Origin of the sequence: Bradyrhizobium sp. AZCC 1721, from assembly GCF_036924715.1 — a bacterium.
Classification (GTDB): domain Bacteria; phylum Pseudomonadota; class Alphaproteobacteria; order Rhizobiales; family Xanthobacteraceae; genus Bradyrhizobium.
Genome location: NZ_JAZHSB010000001.1, coordinates 3,788,659 through 3,804,457, shown reverse-complemented (window position 1 = coordinate 3,804,457; position 15,799 = coordinate 3,788,659). Strand labels below are relative to the sequence as shown.

Here is a 15,799-nt window from a genome sequence, read left to right as displayed (position 1 = left end):
AGTTGGTGATACACACCATTATTGGATGACGCCATGAAGGACGAGGAAGGGGCTCAGCGATTGGTCTACACCGTGCCCGAAGCGGGTGCCCTGGTCGGGCTCACGCGTAATGCAAGCTACGAGGCGGTGAAGCGCGGCGAGATCCCCGTAATTCGATTTGGCAAGCTGATCCGCGTGCCCAAGCTGGCCTGGCACAAAAAGCTGGAAGAGGCCGGCGCGAAATGAGCCTGCGTGAGACGGCCGACGGCTACCCGCACATAGTCGTAGTGTTGAACCCGAATTGGCGCGTCATCCGGTGCCCAGATGGATTGCAGTGGATTCTTCAGCGCCGCGGCTCCCCAGAGAGGGCGCGTGCAAACGATTGGCGCGGCAGGTCCTATTACCGGACCCGCGATGCCCTAATCCGCTGTGCGCGCGAATATTCCGGCGCCGTGGACCCGACGGCTTTTGCGGTGTTGGCCGCCTTGCCCACACGGATCGAAGCCGCTTCGTCACAGCGCGCCGTGGCGCCCTCAGAGTGTTCTGCCCTTGCTTCGCCCAATTTTACCGACGAGTCGGAAAGGTTCTTCCTCAGGAGGGTTTAACGCATGGCTGCTGAGATCGTCCCCTTTCCGCAAACTCGCCGCTGGCCGTTCATCGTAAGGCAAGCCGAACGTGCAGCCGCGCTAAAGCCCGAGTCCGGCGATCGATACATTAGCGATCAAATCCGGGTGCAGCGCGACTGGATGGCGCGCATCGGGATCTCTGACAAGCTGATCGACCGCGAGCTTCGGCGGTTGGAAGCGGCGATCCGAACGGCCCATGGCCGGCTCATCCAACAAACCAGAAAGCCAGGCGCATAGGTAAAGGGCCGCCCTCGGCAAAAGGGCAGCCCTGAAGAAAGGATATTTTTGTGCAGGTCGGTACTAAAACACAGAAGGTCTTGGTCCGCAATAGCGTTCCGCGAAAACGTCCAACAACCAACCATCGAGAGATAGACGTTCGATACCGCAATGCTGAGAAGCGGCCGCCTTCAATGGCGCGGCTCCGATGCGGCGATCTGAAACGTCTTTTTGTGCACCAATACGGTTACGTCCTACCGGACGATGATGCCGGCCGCGACGACGCGCGGATCATGTTGCACCATTTGGCGATGCTGCCCGGCGAGCGAAGGCGCCCTATGGCATCTTGGCTGCGCATCTGGGCGCCCTGGATGGTACTTGAAGAAGCGAGCCGCCTAGTCGATGCCGTCCTGGCAAAACCGATACGTTGGCGCGCGGATACTCTAGCGAAGCGCCTTGGCTTGACGGCGGCCGTGAGGTCTGAACTGGGCATCACCACCATTGGTGCCATCGACCTACTGAAGGCCGAGCGCGAAGAGGCCAGGAACGCGCGCAGTTTGCAAAGAAGGGTCAAAAAACGAAGGAAGCGGGGGGTTCAGCCGCGAGACGAGTGGCTCGCCCAGCATTCCAAAGAGCGGACTAAGCCTTGGGAGGCCGAGGGCGTCAGCCGACGCACCTGGTTTCGTCGTCGCAAGGCACATGGCACAGGTCTGACCCCCAGCATAGATGGCTGCTTATATGGTGGGGCCAGACCTGTGCCACCCTCCAACCCAGCCGCTGACGAGGCGCGCGTTGCGCGGGGGCCTACGGCCCTAAGCGTCGCCCTAACGGGCAACGCTCTCGTAGGCCTGAACAAGCGGATAAGTCTGAATTTCTGCGAAGGGAAGGGGAAGGAAGCAAGCGGAGATCGACCACTCCACATCGTGGGAGGCGGCGCATGACCAGCCTATACCACCATCCAGGCAGGGCGGAGCTCGCTTCATTTGACTACAGGCGCTCACTCAACTCTGCTGAGCAGTCACAGCACCTGAGCCGAACCAGCACACGCCCCGTAATTGCCAGCAACCCCCGGCTCCTGCAATCGCCCGCCGGCGCGCGTTCGGCTGTCGCGCGCTGCTCTCGCGGTCGAGATCGATCGAACGCACCACGGGCCGCCGCAGACGCGGCGAGGGGCGAATTCGCGGGAAATTTCATAGGGACCGGTATGGAGGGATACGTCATGCGAGGCCGAGCCTTGCCCGTGTTCACTATATTTGGGCCGCTCAAAATCGCGGTTTCGTTGTCAGGAAATATTCCTATGGCGTCGTACTTTCGGCTGACTAGGGGTTTCGCGTTCCGCCCCAAGGCGCTGCGGCGGGCGATCCTTCACATTCTAGACCAGCGTCCCTGCCTCACAGCCCGCGAGCTCGCATCGTGCGCTTATTGCTTTCGGCGGCCCATGATTCGGCCGGGCTGGCGCATACCGACCAATGCCGAAGTTGTCGCAACCCGGAGAGCGCTCCGGCGTTTGGTGTCCTCCGGCAAGGTCGCATTCGTCGGCAAGGCGCGTCGCATGGGCGCGCGGCGTGGTCACAAATTATTCGAGCTAGCCAAACCCGGGGTGGGCCAAGGATGACCGACGCTGCCGAAATCGCCGCGCGACTTGATGTTATCGAGGCAGCGGTCAAAGCTATACGGGACTCGCTGCCGTCGGAACGCGCGCCGGCGCAAGGCGACGATGGTCTCCCCGGCGACCTTATGAGGCCGGGCGATGTGATCCACGAGTTCGCCATTCCGAAGTCAACGTTGCATCGCCTCTGCCGCTCACCCAATCAGCAACGCCGATGGATTCGCCTACTTCGATGTGGCGAAGCAGGGTACCGGATCTCGCGCAGCCGGTTTGCTGCGTTTCTGCGGCCGAATGGGACGCTATGGGACGTGAAACAGCCGCAGCGGGACGTTGGTGGGACGTCTCCGGCGTAGCCTCGCCGCCAACTCGCTCGGGCTTTATCTCCCGCCTCCCACCCAAGGACGAACTTACGGATGAACAAGATCACGAAGCAACTCGATGACGCCCGGGTCGCCCTGGAGGCCGCAAAGGCCAAGCTGGCCGATGTTCAGAAGGGTGAACTCGCTTCGATCAGCACGCCCGCGGCGTTCGAGGCATGGCGCCGGGAACGCGATGCGGCTTTCGCTGAGGAAGCTTCGCTCCGAAATCAAGTCATCCCTATCCAAGTTGCCGGGGCGTGAAAAAGACGACTTGGCCAGCGTGCTGCAGGATCAGGAATACCGCGCCTACGTCCGCAGCTTGCCGCAGGAACAACGCGATCGGGCGCAGCGCTTGCATCCCGAAATCGCCGCGGCAGTTGCCATGGTGCCCGCGGTGCTAAGTGGTGTCCCCGAGAGCGTTCATGACGAATTGGTCAACGACATGCTCCGGAAAACGCACGGTGCAGAGCTGGCGAAAGTTGCCGCTGATGCGGCGGCCCCGGAAATCGCCGACCAGTTCATTCGTGAGGCGGACAAGGAAATTCGATCTGCCGTAGAAGTTGCGCACTCGACCGATCTCCGCGTCTGGGCAAAGCCGCTCCGTGAACCGATCCTGACCGAAGCCAGGCACGGACTTCGACGAAGTGTATCGCCGCCAGGACTCGGAGGAATTGAACGTCCTCGGCGCTCTCGCGGCGAATGCAGCATAACTCAGCCCGCAGGTGATCGGGCTTCTCTGGGACAGGAGAAGAGCCGGATGCACGTCGGTTTCCCGTCCCACTGGCCCTGACGATGTCCGTTTACAGGGGAAGACCGGAAGTCATTGACGGAGGGCCAAACCGACGCGATTGACGCATAGACGCCATTCGCCGCAATTCAGCAAACGTGGACTACCAAGCAAAAAGCCCCTGCCTTTTGTCGGCAGAGGCTCTTGCGTGGGTGGCGTGGGGCTGAATAGGAGTAGTCAGGCATCACACCAAGGACCGACTTCCTTTTAATGTAGGTGGCTGATCAAATAAATTCCGGCGCCGACGTGTTGTCCAGGTGGTCTCGCCAATTGGTGAGGATGACTGCGCTTGCGCACGGCTCCCTTGCGCGCATTGTCACCGATCGGCTTGTTGGCTGCCATCGCCCGATCCTTTCAAGAACCAGGATACGCAACGTTTCGGCCGCAGTGCCAGTTCCGCTCAGTTGTATTCCGCAGGAACATTCCATTCGGACGGCCTTTATTAGTTGGGGTACGACGGCTTCTGTTGGACCGGACATGTGGTGGACAGTGGTCAAAGAGGCGGCGACCAACTGGTCGAGCCACAAGGATGCCAGGCAAGGGGCCGCCCTCGCGTACTACTCCGTGTTTTCACTCGGCCCCATCACTGTGATCGCTATCGCGGTAGCCGGCCTGCTTTTCGGCCATGAAGCGGTCACTTCCCAAGTGATGTCATCGATCAAGGAGATGCTCGGAGAAACAGGGACCAAGGCCATCGAGGCGATGCTGGCGGGGGCTAGTCGCCCGGCCGCCGGCACACTGGCCACCGTCCTGGGCCTCGGAGCCTTGCTGTTCGCTGCCATCGGCGTCGTCGTGCAGCTGAAGGATGCGCTCAACGTGGTCTGGGAGGTGGACGAGTCCGAGAAAACTGGGCTTTGGCACTTCGCCCGCAATTACGTGCTGTCGTTCGCCGCCGTGCTGGCACTCGGCTTTCTCCTTCTGATCTCGCTCGTCGTGAGCGCAGGCCTCGCCGCGGCCGGCAAATATGCCGCCACCTACCTGCCGGAGGGCGCACTTCACGTCGTCAGCATACTGATTTCGTTCGGCGCTGTGATGTTGCTCTTCGCGATCATGTTCAAATGGCTCCCCGACGTGTCCGTTGGCTGGCGCGACGTCTGGCTGGGCGCGTTCCTCACGACGCTGTTCTTCGAGGTGGGGAAGGCGGCCATCGGCTTCTACATCGGGAAGCAGGGACTCGAATCAACCTATGGCGCGGCAGCCTCGATCGTTGTCGTGCTGATTTGGGTCTACTATACGTCGCAGATCATCCTGATGGGCGCCGAGGTCACCCACAGTTACGCAAAGCACAGCGGCTCTTTGAAACGGCGTGACTTGAGTAAGGGTCGTGGGGAAGGGGACCAGCTATCGCATTCCGACCGACGTTCGAGGAGCCGCGAATGAGGGCACTCGAGCGCAGCGGACATTCAGTCGAGCGTGTTGTCCGGGCGAGCGGACCTGAAATCTTCTGCGAGCGAGGACGCTCATCGGATACCACGACCTTGCCCAGTCGAAGCTTCAGTGGAGAATGACGATGCCGATTCTTGAAGGTCTGAAGGAATACGCTGAGCGCACCACCGGCCTCCGACGCCCCGGGAAACCAAAGGCTCCGGAACACGTCCAGGCAAAAAAACCCCATGCCGCCCGCTTCAAAGACGACGGTCTCGTTCCCAATCATCCGCGATGGCCGCTGATCATCTATCGCGGCGCCGTCGATCTCGACAAGCACCACGACCCGGCGGCGGTGATAGAGGACCTATTCGAAGCTAACGGATGGGGCGACACCTGGCGCGACGGCATCTACGACTACGTGCACTATCACTCCAGGATTCATGAGGTCCTAGGCATCGCGCGCGGCAAGGGCCGCGTTCGCTTCGGCGGCAATAAGGGAAGGATCTTCACGCTGAAAGCTGGCGACGTCGCCGTTCTCCCCGCCGGCACGGGCCATCAGTGCATTTCAGCGGACGATGAGTTCCTCGTCATCGGGGCCTACCCGCCGACCGGTACTTATGACGAGTGCACGGCCGTCGAGGACCGTCCGCGCGCGCTGAAAACTATCCCGAAGGTGCCTGTGCCACGCAAGGATCCAATCTACGGGGCCGGCGGGCCGCTCTCGAAACTCTGGAAGAGAGCGAAATGACTGAATACATCATCCGTTTCCTCGTCGGGGGCGCCGTCGTATCGGCCTTCGCGATGCTGGGAGATCTTCTGCGTCCAAAGAGCTTCGCCGGCCTGTTCGGAGCAGCCCCCTCGGTCGCGCTCGCCACGCTTGGAATCGCGGTGCATCAGCACGGGGCAGACTACGCCGCCCTGCAAACTCAGGCGATGATTGCGGGAACGATTGCGCTCGCCATCTACAGTGTCATCGTCTGCCATCTCCTTGTCCGCGCGAAGTTGCGAGCGGTGACGGCTACCTCGTTGTCGCTGGTCGTCTGGCTGATCGTCGCCTTCGGGCTGCTAGTCTTCGCCGGAGGTCAGACATGACCCCGATCCGCTTTTCGCCGTCATCTCTCAAGGAAGGACACTGGTACGAATATCTGATCCGCTTCGCGCTCGGCGGTGCCGCGACCGTCTTCACCGGCCTCGTCAGCAGCCGCTATGGAGCATTCGTCGGCGGCCTCTTTCTCGCGCTTCCGGCCATACTCTGCGCGAGCGCGACGCTGATTGAGAAGCATGAAATCCGCCGCAAGCGCGAAGCGGGTCTCGCCGGCGAGCGCCGCGGGCAAATGGCGGCCGCCGTCGACGCCGCTGGCGCCGCGCTCGGCGCGCTGGGCATGCTGGCCTTTGCAGTCGCTTTTTCGATGTTAGTAGTACGCAGCAGCGTACCGGCCGCCTTCATCGGCGCGTCGCTCGCGTGGCTGACTATCGCGGTGGTGGCTTGGTACGCGCGCCGGAAGATGCGATCGGTGCGGACAGTGGAACAGACCAGCGGCTCAACGAATTCGCGAAACCGCTACGACTGATCGGACGACGATGGCGGAATCGAGCCGCGGTCGAAGATTTTGGCTAGACACCTTTGCGCAGCGCCCACGGTTAGGTCTGGCGGTGGCCGCGTTTTGTTCATTCAAGTTCGTGGGTAAGGAAGCGCATGATCTCGTCATGGCCGAGGTCCTCGACCCAGGCTATCAAACGTCCCATATCGGTAGCTCTCACAGCGCGCGACGGCCCAAGCGGCGGCGACGATGGCAGGTCAAGTATGCCTTGTCCTTCGATTCGCCCGTGATCTCATCGGCGTTCCATTCTACGTCGGGAGAACGAAATGGCGGATGGACGAGAACAGTTTGCCACGCTTGGGCACAGTGTGCGATGGAGGTTCTGGGGCGAAATCGCGCGCGACATTCAGGAAGCGCTTTTCGAGACCGCGATGGGGGTCAACAGGGTGCGGCAGGAGTTCGCCTCATCCCGGACCGTGCATTTGGCGAAGCCTGCCTAAAAACGCGAGGAACCGCGGTGCGGGGCGCGTGTTGAATGCCAAACCGCCTAGTTGCCCCCGGCTTGTTCAAGGCTCAGCATGGCCGACGAAACGATCATGACCACCGGCATCGCCGCTCACGGCGCCTCCCGCCTCCCGTGGGTTGAGATCGACAGCTTCAACCTCGAACTGAAGGATGAGGAAGGATTCCTCGGGGACCGCGCCAGCAAAGGCGCCTTCCGGGAAACTCTCGAAGAGTGGCGGAAGCCGTTGCGCAAATCTGGCGACGACCCGTTCGGGAAGGAGCTTTCCGAAAACATCAGCAAGAAGGAACTCGACGCCATCCTGGTCGGCGACGACACCGAAGCGTCAGCGGTCGTGCACAGCACCATCGAGGACTTCGCGCAGGAACTCGCCCACGTAACGCGCCGCTTCCTCAAGACCAAGGCTTGGGACAAGACCGAGCGCATCGTAGTGGGCGGCGGCTTTCGCGACAGCCGGCTCGGCGAACTCGCCATCGCGCGCGCCGAAATTGTCCTCAAGGCCGAGAACTTCAAGGTCGAGATGGTGCCGATCCACCGTCACCCGGACGACGCAGGCCTTATCGGCGCGCTACATCTCGCGCCATCCTGGATTTTCGAAGCTCATGACTCCATCCTTGCCGTCGACATCGGAGGCACCAACATCCGCTGCGGCGTCGTGGAAACGCGTCGCAAGAAGGCGCCGGACCTCTCCAGGGCCTGCGTGTGGAAGTTCGAGCTATGGCGTCATGCCGACGACGAGCCGACCCGTGAGAACGCCGTCAAGCGCCTCGTCAAGATGCTCAAGGATCTGATCGCGAAGGCGGAAGACGAGGGATTCAAGCTCGCGCCGTTCATCGGCGTCGCATGCCCAGGCGTCATCGAGAGCGACGGCACGATCAGAAAGGGCGCGCAGAACCTGCCGGGCAACTGGGAGAGTAGCAAGTTCAATCTGCCGGCAAGTCTCGTCGAAGCGATCCCCCGGATCGGCGAGCACGACACGGCCGTCATCATGCACAATGATGGCCTCGTGCAGGGGCTCTCCGAGGTCCCATTCATGCAGGACGTGAAGCGTTGGGGCGTACTGACTATCGGCACCGGTCTGGGCAACGCCCGCTTCACCAACCGCAACGGCAAGCGCGAACGCTGAGGCTATCGGTCGGTGGCGAGATTCTGCACGATCTCGTCTGAAGCGCTCGCTTCCTAGGGCGATTTTTGCAATAGCCGATGGATAGCCAGCTCCTTCCCGAAAGTCGGCAGTATAAACGCCGCCGAAGATGCGAAAGCGTATCAATCAAGATTGTGGGTAGGCTATCGCGCCTCAGTAGCCATTCCTAACCTCCGCCTTGGTGCTTACTTGCCGACTTCGAATATTCTGCTTCCTACTTGAGGAACATTTATGTTTCCTCGGGTCAGCCATCATGCGGGAAGAGACTTAGAGCTTCGCCGGCAGTTAACTGGAACAGACAACGGTGTTTGCTGGTTCTACTAAACGGCGAGCGCGCTCAGCAAATTCGACGCAAGGTGGAAGCCGCGTGAAGAATCTGTAGATGAAGGGGTATCTTATACTTTTCTACTTCGTCATCGCCGGGAGCTTGCGAAGCCGCAAGTGAGGAGCCTCCGAGTTCCGGGCCTGCAGCTAGGCGCCTCGGCAAAGCCCGCTGCGAATAACGAAAGGAGCAACTCTGACCTGTTGAAACGGTGACCTGTTTGAAACGGATGGCAACTTCAGAAGCAAGTGCAGCACAGCAAAGGTCATCTTCCAGGGACGTCTTGGCAGATGCCATCAAGCGCCGTCACGCGATTCTGTTCGTTGGCAGGCGTCTCGATGGCTGTGAGGTTGCCTTCTTAGCAAAGCCTCGTCGATCAGCTGCTGAAAGAGCTCGACCTCAGTCCCGACGTAATCGATGGAATGAACGACGGTTATCAGATGCTGGCTGAATTTTATCGCCTGGAGCAAGGCGAAATGGATCCTTTACGAAGTTGGCTGGATCGAAACTGGAAGGTCGCTGCGGATCGCGTCGCCGAGTCGAAGCTTCATAAACTCATCGTCGAGCCCGATTTTTCGACCATTTACACCACCAACCATGACCGCAATCTCGAAACGGCGTTCGAAGTTCACAAGAAGCATGACGCAAAGCGAACGCGAAGCAGATGGCGGGTGCTGCGGATGGCGTGACGCATATCGTCAAGTATCATGACGACTTCGAAGACGATGCGTCGCTGGTTCTTACCGAGACCGATTTTCTCAATCGATTGTCCTTCGACCCTCTTGGATATCAAGTTTCGCGCGGACGCCTTGGCTCGCACCATCCTGTTCATCGGATAGAGCATGTCCGATCCCAACATCCGGCTGCTTCTGCACGGCATTTGGCAGACCTGCGAAAGATCAGGCCACCGGGATCATCGCCCGCGCTCGTTTGTGTTCATGCCTTCATCGAACGCCGTGCAACAGGCGATGCTCGCACGCTGGGGAATTACGCTGCTGACGCCCGAGTGCAGAGCGTGCGCAGATGATGCGCTAACGGCCTTCCTTGCAGATCTCCGAGCAAGAAATCCATCCTTCTTGACGGCGTTAGCCTGGGCACCACCATCACCCGCTCACTGCTGTCGAACGTAATATCGTGCCGCTGTTGGCAAGGGTCTCGGTCTTCTGGGCCTTATGCCCCGCATTCAGTCCCTCCGGCACAGAGCCGTCGGACACCTATCCTGACCACCGGCTTCCGCCGCTGCAGCTAACGCCAGAACAACGCGAGCAGCAGGATGACGGGAAGGGGAATGCCCAAGAGCCACAGCAGGACGCCTCTGCCAAACGTCATTGTCAACTCCTATTACAGGTCCCTCTGAGAATTCTAAACGGAGAAGAGCATCGGCAGTTCCTGAAAGGGAACAGAAGTTTGAACGCCGCGTTGGGCACCGAATACTGTTGAACTGGAGGAGTTCATCATGGCCCCGCGTACAGTGCCTAACGCCTTTTTCGGCTGGACCTGGTCGGCCGTTCTGGCTGGAGTATTTGCTTCATTGGTTGTCCAAATCCTACTGACCATGCTGGGATTCGGCATCGGTCTGCTCGCGATTGATGTCCCGACCGCTCAGTCCGCGCCTGCAGGTGCCACCTGGGCCGCCTTCGTGTGGTGGGCCGTATCGGGCATCATCGCCGCCTTTATCGGCGGCGCGGTCGCGGCGGCCAATTCGCCCGATCAAACCGGCCTCGGGCGAATAGGACAGGCCTTGGCCGCTTGGTCGGTCGCGACCGTGGTCGTCGTAGCGGCAGCGGCGCTGATCCCGACGTCCACCACCAGTGTCGCCAGCAACCTGGTCGGCCCGTCATACGCGGCCAGCGCCCGCGTTGCGGCCTTGTCGGGTGTTCCGAATCGCGAAACGGTCGGCTCCGCCGTCCGATCTCCGACGCAATCGCAAATCGAAGAGGCACGCAAACACTTTGCGTATGTGATGTTTGCAAGCTTCTGCGCGCTGCTGCTCGGCGCGGGTGCTGCGTACGCGGCCGGAATGGCGACCACAAGTCAGGCCGTCAAGGAAGCGGCACGACCTGTTACGTAGGGAATTGGGGTCGCGGCATTTCTTTAACCGGTACGGTCATTCCATCTCGCATGGCCGGGCTGGTGCCAATCTTCGCTCTTTTGCGCGGTATTCCTCCGCCCGAATAAAACGGCTGAGTTGGCTAAGTGCATAGCTTCCGCTTGAGCTTATATGCGTCGCCGGTCTCAAGAGTTAGACGGGCCGGTTCGCAGCACACGACGCCTTTGTCTCCCATCCAAAACGTCGCGCCGGTCGGACCGTACGTGAGCATGAACCAAACAAGGATTAGTCCCAATAGGGGATGGCAGGACGGGCGATCATGAGCCAGAAGATGATAAGTATGGCGGCGAATGCGGGAAAATCGAAGGCGAACCAGCAACGGAAAAGACGCGCATGCTCGTAGGGTAGCGATGAGTGTGACTCGACGGCGCGGATGGCAAGATCCCGCATGCGCATCTGCATCCAGACCACCGGCAACCAGAAAGCGCCAGTCACAGTATAGAGCAGAATGGAAGCTGCGATCCATTCATCCCCGAGAGAATAGCCGCTCAACCATGCGAGCCAGACCCCCGTAATTGTGCTGCTGGTCCCGGTGACGCAGACTGCGGATCAACTCCTCCATGTAGGGCAAAACCTCCAGGAGCGCGGTCAAGACCAGCATCGTTACGACGTAAGTTACAGGTAGCGGTTGCTGCTTCAGCGTGAATGAGAAATCCGGCATGCCAAAACCGAACAATGCAGCGAAAGCCGGCCAGTGCAGCGCGATAACCAGCAGCAAACCCGTCAGGGGAAGCATTTCGAGAACGCTATGGATGTGCTGTTCGGCCGGCGCGATCTCGCGCATTGCCGACGCGTAGCGAACATCCCAAATGGCGGTCGCTTCATGAAGTATTAGAAACACGATCATAACCAGAATCACGCCCGATGTAATTTCAAGGAAAAGCGCGGCCAGCACCGGAAGAGCCATTTCGCCGAACTGAAGAAGGTGCAGGACCGATTCCCTCCATCCGCTTGTCTTTTCGATATGGCCGGCGCGATGACATAGATAATCGGCAAAGCCGGCGGCCAGCCAAAGCGGCAGCACGAAATACATCAACATTCCCCGCAGGACCTCGTCGGGCCCCATGTCAAACCTCCTTTGAAACGTATCTGTACGGATAAATCAGCAGCCGCCACAAACGTTCCTCTGGCGGAACTCATTTGGAGTTCGCCAGAAGTAGGCGGCGGTCATCTGCGCGGGCTCTCGCCCTGCGGGACCGCCTCGCAGATGATCGCTCGGGCAACATTAGGTCGAGAGCAGTGGTTCTCGCCGTGGTCGAATTGAAATTCGTAACCGTTGGTTTCGGCCCTCTTGACGGGCACCGTAACCAGGTCGTTTCGACGGCCGCGCTCGCTGCATTGGCGAAAGCGGAATGAAACGCGCTATGCAACCTACGAGTACAAGCAGCCATTGGTCCCACGCTGAAGAACCCCAAATCGTCTAACGCCAGGTTGGAAAGTTGGCCTTGACCGAGCAATCGATGTTTTGCGAGCTTGGCCGTCGACTCGCCGCGGGAGCCTTGATCTCGCGGCAGGTTCGCCTGAACCGGAAGCTCTAACGCGACAAAAGACGCATCAGATCGAACACGATTGCTTTGCCATTTGTCTAGGAACCGTTTCGACCGCACAACTTTATATCCAGGGCGCTTGCGGTGTAAGGTGTGCGAGGCCGTATGTTTTCCGGCTACATATTCGATGTGGAAGGCACGCTAGTCGACTGTGTGCGCCAGAATTTGCTGAGCCAGCAGGAATCGTTGGCCAATTTTGGCGCAACGGTACCCTATGAAATTCTGCAACTCTATTCTGGATTGGACGGCGACGAGACGCTTCAGCTCATTGCGCCCGCTTTGAGCGCTGAAGAGCGCAAAAGGGTGCTTGAGGCCAAGGAGAAAATTTACGACGGCAAATATCTGGCAATGGCAAAGCCCTTCGCGGGCGTGCGTGATGTACTTGAGGCGATAGCCAAAGCTGGCGGACGAATTGCGCTGGCTACGGATTGCAAAGGTCCAGAACTCAAACATTACCGATCGCTTCTGGATGTCGACGACCTCATATCCTGTGTGGCGTGTGGGGACGATGTCGAGCATGGCAAGCCAGACCCTCGGCTGGTCGAGTTGGCGGTTCTAAGGTTAGGTATCTCGGTCAAGCAGGCTATCATGATTGGCGATACTCCATATGATGCCGAGGCCGCGAGGTCAGCCGGTGTGGCAGCCGCCGGTCTCCTTACTGGCGGATTCGCCAAGGAAGCGCTGCTGGAGGCTGGATGCTCCATCGTTGCAGACGATCTCCCCGAGCTTCTAACGAGTCTGGAAAGTATGCGCGATGAAGGTTCTTTGGACGGCTCTGGAAGCCCAGTTTGCTTTCCATAGAGCAGGCATTCGATGATTTACTGTTTCGCGGCATCGCGTGGCTCGCGTTGGTAAGGTCGGCGGCATCCATGCCGCGCGCCTGTGCGAGAGGCCCCGTCCGCCGGTCACGTTTTTATTGCGGGCGTGGCGGTGGAATGGCCGGCTTACCGGGCGCGGGCCTAGCAGCGTCGGCTCGTTCCGAGAGGTGTACCGCCGCCTGGATCGAAAGCTCCTCGTCGGCGTTTATTGGCCATGAGAACGGTCGGCGAAAGAGTACATATCCGAAACATCGAGACGCTTGTGCAAAGCAAAAAGGGAAGCTGATGAGCGTCAGTTATACCCAGCGCAGGCGCGATGGCGAACATCAGCAGCGCAAGCGCGAGATTTACGATAGTGGAAATTCTGCTGTCGTTCTTCCCTATGATCCGGCTCGCAAGACGGTATTGCTGACCCGGCAATTGAGGCTGCCCATATTCCTTCACGATGGACAGGAGAACGTGCTGGAAGCCTGCGCCGGGAAGCTTGACGGTGCAACAGCTGAAGAGCGAATCCGGAAAGAGATTGAAGAGGAGCTTGGTTACAGAATTGTCGAGGTCGAACGATTGTTCGAACTCTACGTCAGTCCTGCATCGATCGTGGAGAAGATTTTCTTCTTCATTGCTCCTATTCGCCCGCACAAAGAGTTTGCGCAGGCGGCGGAATCAAGGAGGAGGGGGAAGATATCTAGGTGGTCGAGACGACCCTGGAGAACGCTGCGAACAGGGTTGCGGCTGGCGAGATCATCGATGCAAAAACAGTCGCGCTCATTCAGTATCTGAGCGCCCGCGTGCGGGCCCCGAGGAGCGTATAGCACAACGTCGGGTGCCTACGCCGTGGATCTAGGTGAGGCGATTGAGAGTACCGAACGGATTGAGGTTCCCAGGTTCGCCTTGCAGCATCTCGTCATCGCGTTGTTCCGCCCTGATGCTTACCTCAGCCAACGGGCCGATGGCGGGAGCGTTGAGCGGTGTTCCGTCGATGGCGAAGTGAGATCCGTGGCAGGGGCAATCCCAGCAAGTCTCGAATGAATTCCAATGTAGGTGGCAGCCCACATGCGTACAGGCTGCGGAGCGGGCATGCAGCGCGCCGGAAGAGTCACGATAGGCTGCGATCTTGCCTGTACCCTGCCGGATGATGGCGCCGTGTCCGGCTTTCAGGTCGCTGACATCGGCCAGCTCGCCCGGCGCGAGGTACTCGGCGAAGTTCTTCACGGCGGTTACGTTCTCTCTCAGGAAGTTGCCGATCGCGGGCGTCTTGCGCGAGGGCTCATACACGTCGGCCCATTTGGTTTCCCGCCCCAGGATCAGTGCTGAGTTGATCATGGCGCCCGCCACGCCGTGCGTCATGCCTTGGCCAGAATCGCCGGTATGCACGTAGATTTTGTTGCTTCCCGGATTTCTGCCGATGAAGCCAGCGTAATCGATGGTGTCGAGGACCTGTCCCGACCACCGGTGGGTGACGTCTTGCGCGGCTGGAATGAGTTTGCGCGTCCAGGCTTCAAGGGCCTGAAAGCGGACCTCGGCGTCATCGGCTTCGCCGCTCTTGTGGTCGCCACCCCCGACGATGAGGAAATCGGTTCGATCATCACCAGGCTGCAGCCGTACGTAGTGGTAGGGATCCAGCGTGTCCCAATACAGCGCATCCGGGATAGCTCCCTTCCTGATCGAAAAAGCCATCGCGTAGGTGCGATAGGGAGCCATTTTGGTATGCAGGGCGAATCGATCGACGATCGGAGCATTTGTAGCCACGACCGCAGCTTGGGCAGTTACTGTACCGCCGCTGGCCGTCACAATAACGTTGCCGTCGTGCTCCTCGATCCGTTCGACAACTGTGTCACAGTGGAAGCTGCCACCCTTTGTCTCGACGGCCGCGACAAGACCCCTGAGATATTTCAGAGGGTGAAACGTGCCTTGGCGCGGATAGCATAATACTTGCTGCTGGGCGCAATGGGCGAGGGGAACGCCGACTAGCCGGCGGACGGGCGCGCCGACCTTGCGGACCGCATCCAATTCATCCTCGATGATCTTCGCGTCGGTGTCGCGCGCCTGAAACAGAAAACCGTCCAGGCGCCGGAAATCGCACTCGATGGATTCCCGCTGCTGGATTTCCTCGATGCGATCCACTGCTGCGGCCTGACTCTCGTAGAAGAGGCGGGATGTGTCCTCCCCGCGCAGGCCGATCATCGCGGACGTCAGATCATCGCAGAGCGGCGCCAGATGCGCAGTGGTGCGCGCCGTTATGCCGCCCGAGATCTTGCCACGATCGAGCACGACAACGCGCGGACCTTCGACGGCGAGTTCATAGGCCGTAGAAATCCCGGCAATACCCGCGCCAATGATCACAACATCGCACTCCTTGCCGCCCTGGAGCCGTGTCGCGTTTGGGGCAACCGCAATGTCCATCCAAAGCGATTGGCTACGCCGATCGATGAAAGGATCCATCCTAAAAACCCGATCAGTCGACAATGACCATGAGTATCAAACGGCCGATCGAGTGGCTGGTTCCTATTTGTCCGCCGTCGGGCCCGGCCCGTCATCTCGCTCAAGCGTCTGGCATCGACCGGCGCCGCGCTTTTCTGGTCGTTGTCGAAATAGACGGACACGTCGCAGCCTTGCCGCTTCCAGGACCCGACTCGGCGAGGCCATTGCGAAAGGGTTCGCGGACTACAGTGGCCCGTGGGCCATTGTAACGGGCGCTTCCAACGGGAATCGCGTTGGAGCTTGCCAAGTGTAGGGTCCAGAAGAATTTCAATCTGTCGACCGCAACGGATGATACGGGGTTTTGAGCAGGCATGCTCCATGCGAAAGGCGGGCATTTCTGCCCGCCTTGGACCCGCAGTTAACCGTTGG

The 15,799-nt window shown here is 59.8% G+C and carries 17 protein-coding genes and 1 pseudogene; 14 read left to right on the top strand and 4 right to left on the bottom strand.

What is annotated here, in order from left to right; translation table 11 throughout:
* Nucleotides 1–33: 33 nt before the first annotated feature.
* From V1273_RS18170 to V1273_RS18110, 12 genes and pseudogenes are all read left to right on the top strand, one after another.
* Nucleotides 34–225, top strand: a complete 192-nt coding sequence (locus V1273_RS18170; RefSeq protein ID WP_334410469.1) for a helix-turn-helix domain-containing protein — start codon at nucleotides 34–36, stop codon at nucleotides 223–225.
* Between the two features lie 362 nt (nucleotides 226–587).
* The gene (locus tag V1273_RS18165; protein WP_334410468.1) at nucleotides 588–842 is read left to right on the top strand and encodes a DUF6074 family protein; all 255 of its coding nucleotides are present in this window, start codon (nucleotides 588–590) and stop codon (nucleotides 840–842) included.
* A gap of 2,001 nt (nucleotides 843–2,843) precedes the next feature.
* The gene (locus tag V1273_RS18160; protein WP_334410467.1) at nucleotides 2,844–3,050 is read left to right on the top strand and encodes a hypothetical protein; all 207 of its coding nucleotides are present in this window, start codon (nucleotides 2,844–2,846) and stop codon (nucleotides 3,048–3,050) included.
* A 10-nt stretch (nucleotides 3,051–3,060) separates the two neighbouring features.
* Entirely contained in the window at nucleotides 3,061–3,579 is a 519-nt protein-coding gene (locus tag V1273_RS18155; protein ID WP_334410466.1) for a hypothetical protein, read from the top strand.
* Between the two features lie 474 nt (nucleotides 3,580–4,053).
* Nucleotides 4,054–4,956, top strand: a complete 903-nt coding sequence (locus V1273_RS18150) for a YihY/virulence factor BrkB family protein (protein ID WP_334410465.1) — start codon at nucleotides 4,054–4,056, stop codon at nucleotides 4,954–4,956.
* A 130-nt stretch (nucleotides 4,957–5,086) separates the two neighbouring features.
* Nucleotides 5,087–5,692, top strand: a complete 606-nt coding sequence (locus tag V1273_RS18145) for a cupin domain-containing protein (protein ID WP_334410464.1) — start codon at nucleotides 5,087–5,089, stop codon at nucleotides 5,690–5,692.
* Entirely contained in the window at nucleotides 5,689–6,036 is a 348-nt protein-coding gene (locus V1273_RS18140) for a DUF3147 family protein (protein ID WP_334410463.1), read from the top strand. Before V1273_RS18145 ends, V1273_RS18140 begins: the two co-directional genes overlap by 4 nt.
* Complete coding sequence (locus V1273_RS18135) at nucleotides 6,033–6,515, top strand: DUF3147 family protein (protein ID WP_334410462.1); 483 nt, start codon at nucleotides 6,033–6,035, stop codon at nucleotides 6,513–6,515. The genes V1273_RS18140 and V1273_RS18135 overlap by 4 nt, the downstream gene beginning before the upstream one ends.
* A 296-nt stretch (nucleotides 6,516–6,811) precedes the next feature.
* Complete coding sequence (locus V1273_RS18130) at nucleotides 6,812–6,985, top strand: hypothetical protein (protein ID WP_334410461.1); 174 nt, start codon at nucleotides 6,812–6,814, stop codon at nucleotides 6,983–6,985.
* Between the two features lie 78 nt (nucleotides 6,986–7,063).
* Nucleotides 7,064–8,134, top strand: a complete 1,071-nt coding sequence (locus V1273_RS18125) for an ROK family protein (RefSeq protein ID WP_334410460.1) — start codon at nucleotides 7,064–7,066, stop codon at nucleotides 8,132–8,134.
* Between the two features lie 569 nt (nucleotides 8,135–8,703).
* A pseudogene (locus V1273_RS34075) lies at nucleotides 8,704–9,604 on the top strand (SIR2 family protein).
* A 326-nt stretch (nucleotides 9,605–9,930) separates the two neighbouring features.
* Entirely contained in the window at nucleotides 9,931–10,545 is a 615-nt protein-coding gene (locus V1273_RS18110; RefSeq protein WP_334410457.1) for a hypothetical protein, read from the top strand.
* A gap of 264 nt (nucleotides 10,546–10,809) precedes the next feature.
* Here V1273_RS18110 and V1273_RS18105 read toward each other — a convergent pair whose 3' ends face one another.
* Nucleotides 10,810–11,076 carry a DUF2269 family protein gene (locus V1273_RS18105; protein WP_334410456.1) on the bottom strand — a complete coding sequence of 89 codons (267 nt, stop codon included), beginning with the start codon at nucleotides 11,074–11,076 and terminating at the stop codon, nucleotides 10,810–10,812.
* Nucleotides 11,051–11,650 carry a diguanylate cyclase gene (locus tag V1273_RS18100; protein WP_334410455.1) on the bottom strand — a complete coding sequence of 200 codons (600 nt, stop codon included), beginning with the start codon at nucleotides 11,648–11,650 and terminating at the stop codon, nucleotides 11,051–11,053. Before V1273_RS18100 ends, V1273_RS18105 begins: the two co-directional genes overlap by 26 nt.
* 586 nt (nucleotides 11,651–12,236) lie before the next feature.
* Between V1273_RS18100 and V1273_RS18095 the strand changes: the two genes are divergently transcribed.
* Together V1273_RS18095 and V1273_RS18090 are read left to right on the top strand one after the other, a co-directional pair.
* Nucleotides 12,237–12,932: an HAD family hydrolase gene (locus V1273_RS18095; protein ID WP_334410454.1), complete on the top strand. Its 696-nt coding sequence runs from the start codon at nucleotides 12,237–12,239 to the stop codon at nucleotides 12,930–12,932.
* Nucleotides 12,933–13,234: 302 nt separating this feature from the next.
* A complete protein-coding gene (locus V1273_RS18090) occupies nucleotides 13,235–13,729 on the top strand; it encodes an NUDIX domain-containing protein (protein WP_334410453.1) in 495 nt (164 codons plus the stop codon).
* 60 nt (nucleotides 13,730–13,789) lie between these two features.
* Here the strand turns inward: V1273_RS18090 and V1273_RS18085 are convergent, their stop codons facing one another.
* Together V1273_RS18085 and V1273_RS34070 are read right to left on the bottom strand one after the other, a co-directional pair.
* Nucleotides 13,790–15,391 carry an FAD-dependent oxidoreductase gene (locus V1273_RS18085; protein ID WP_334410452.1) on the bottom strand — a complete coding sequence of 534 codons (1,602 nt, stop codon included), beginning with the start codon at nucleotides 15,389–15,391 and terminating at the stop codon, nucleotides 13,790–13,792.
* Nucleotides 15,289–15,750, bottom strand: coding sequence for a DUF72 domain-containing protein (locus V1273_RS34070; RefSeq protein WP_442894161.1), 462 nt, complete (start codon nucleotides 15,748–15,750; stop codon nucleotides 15,289–15,291). Before V1273_RS34070 ends, V1273_RS18085 begins: the two co-directional genes overlap by 103 nt.
* Between the last annotated feature and the right edge of the window lie 49 nt (nucleotides 15,751–15,799).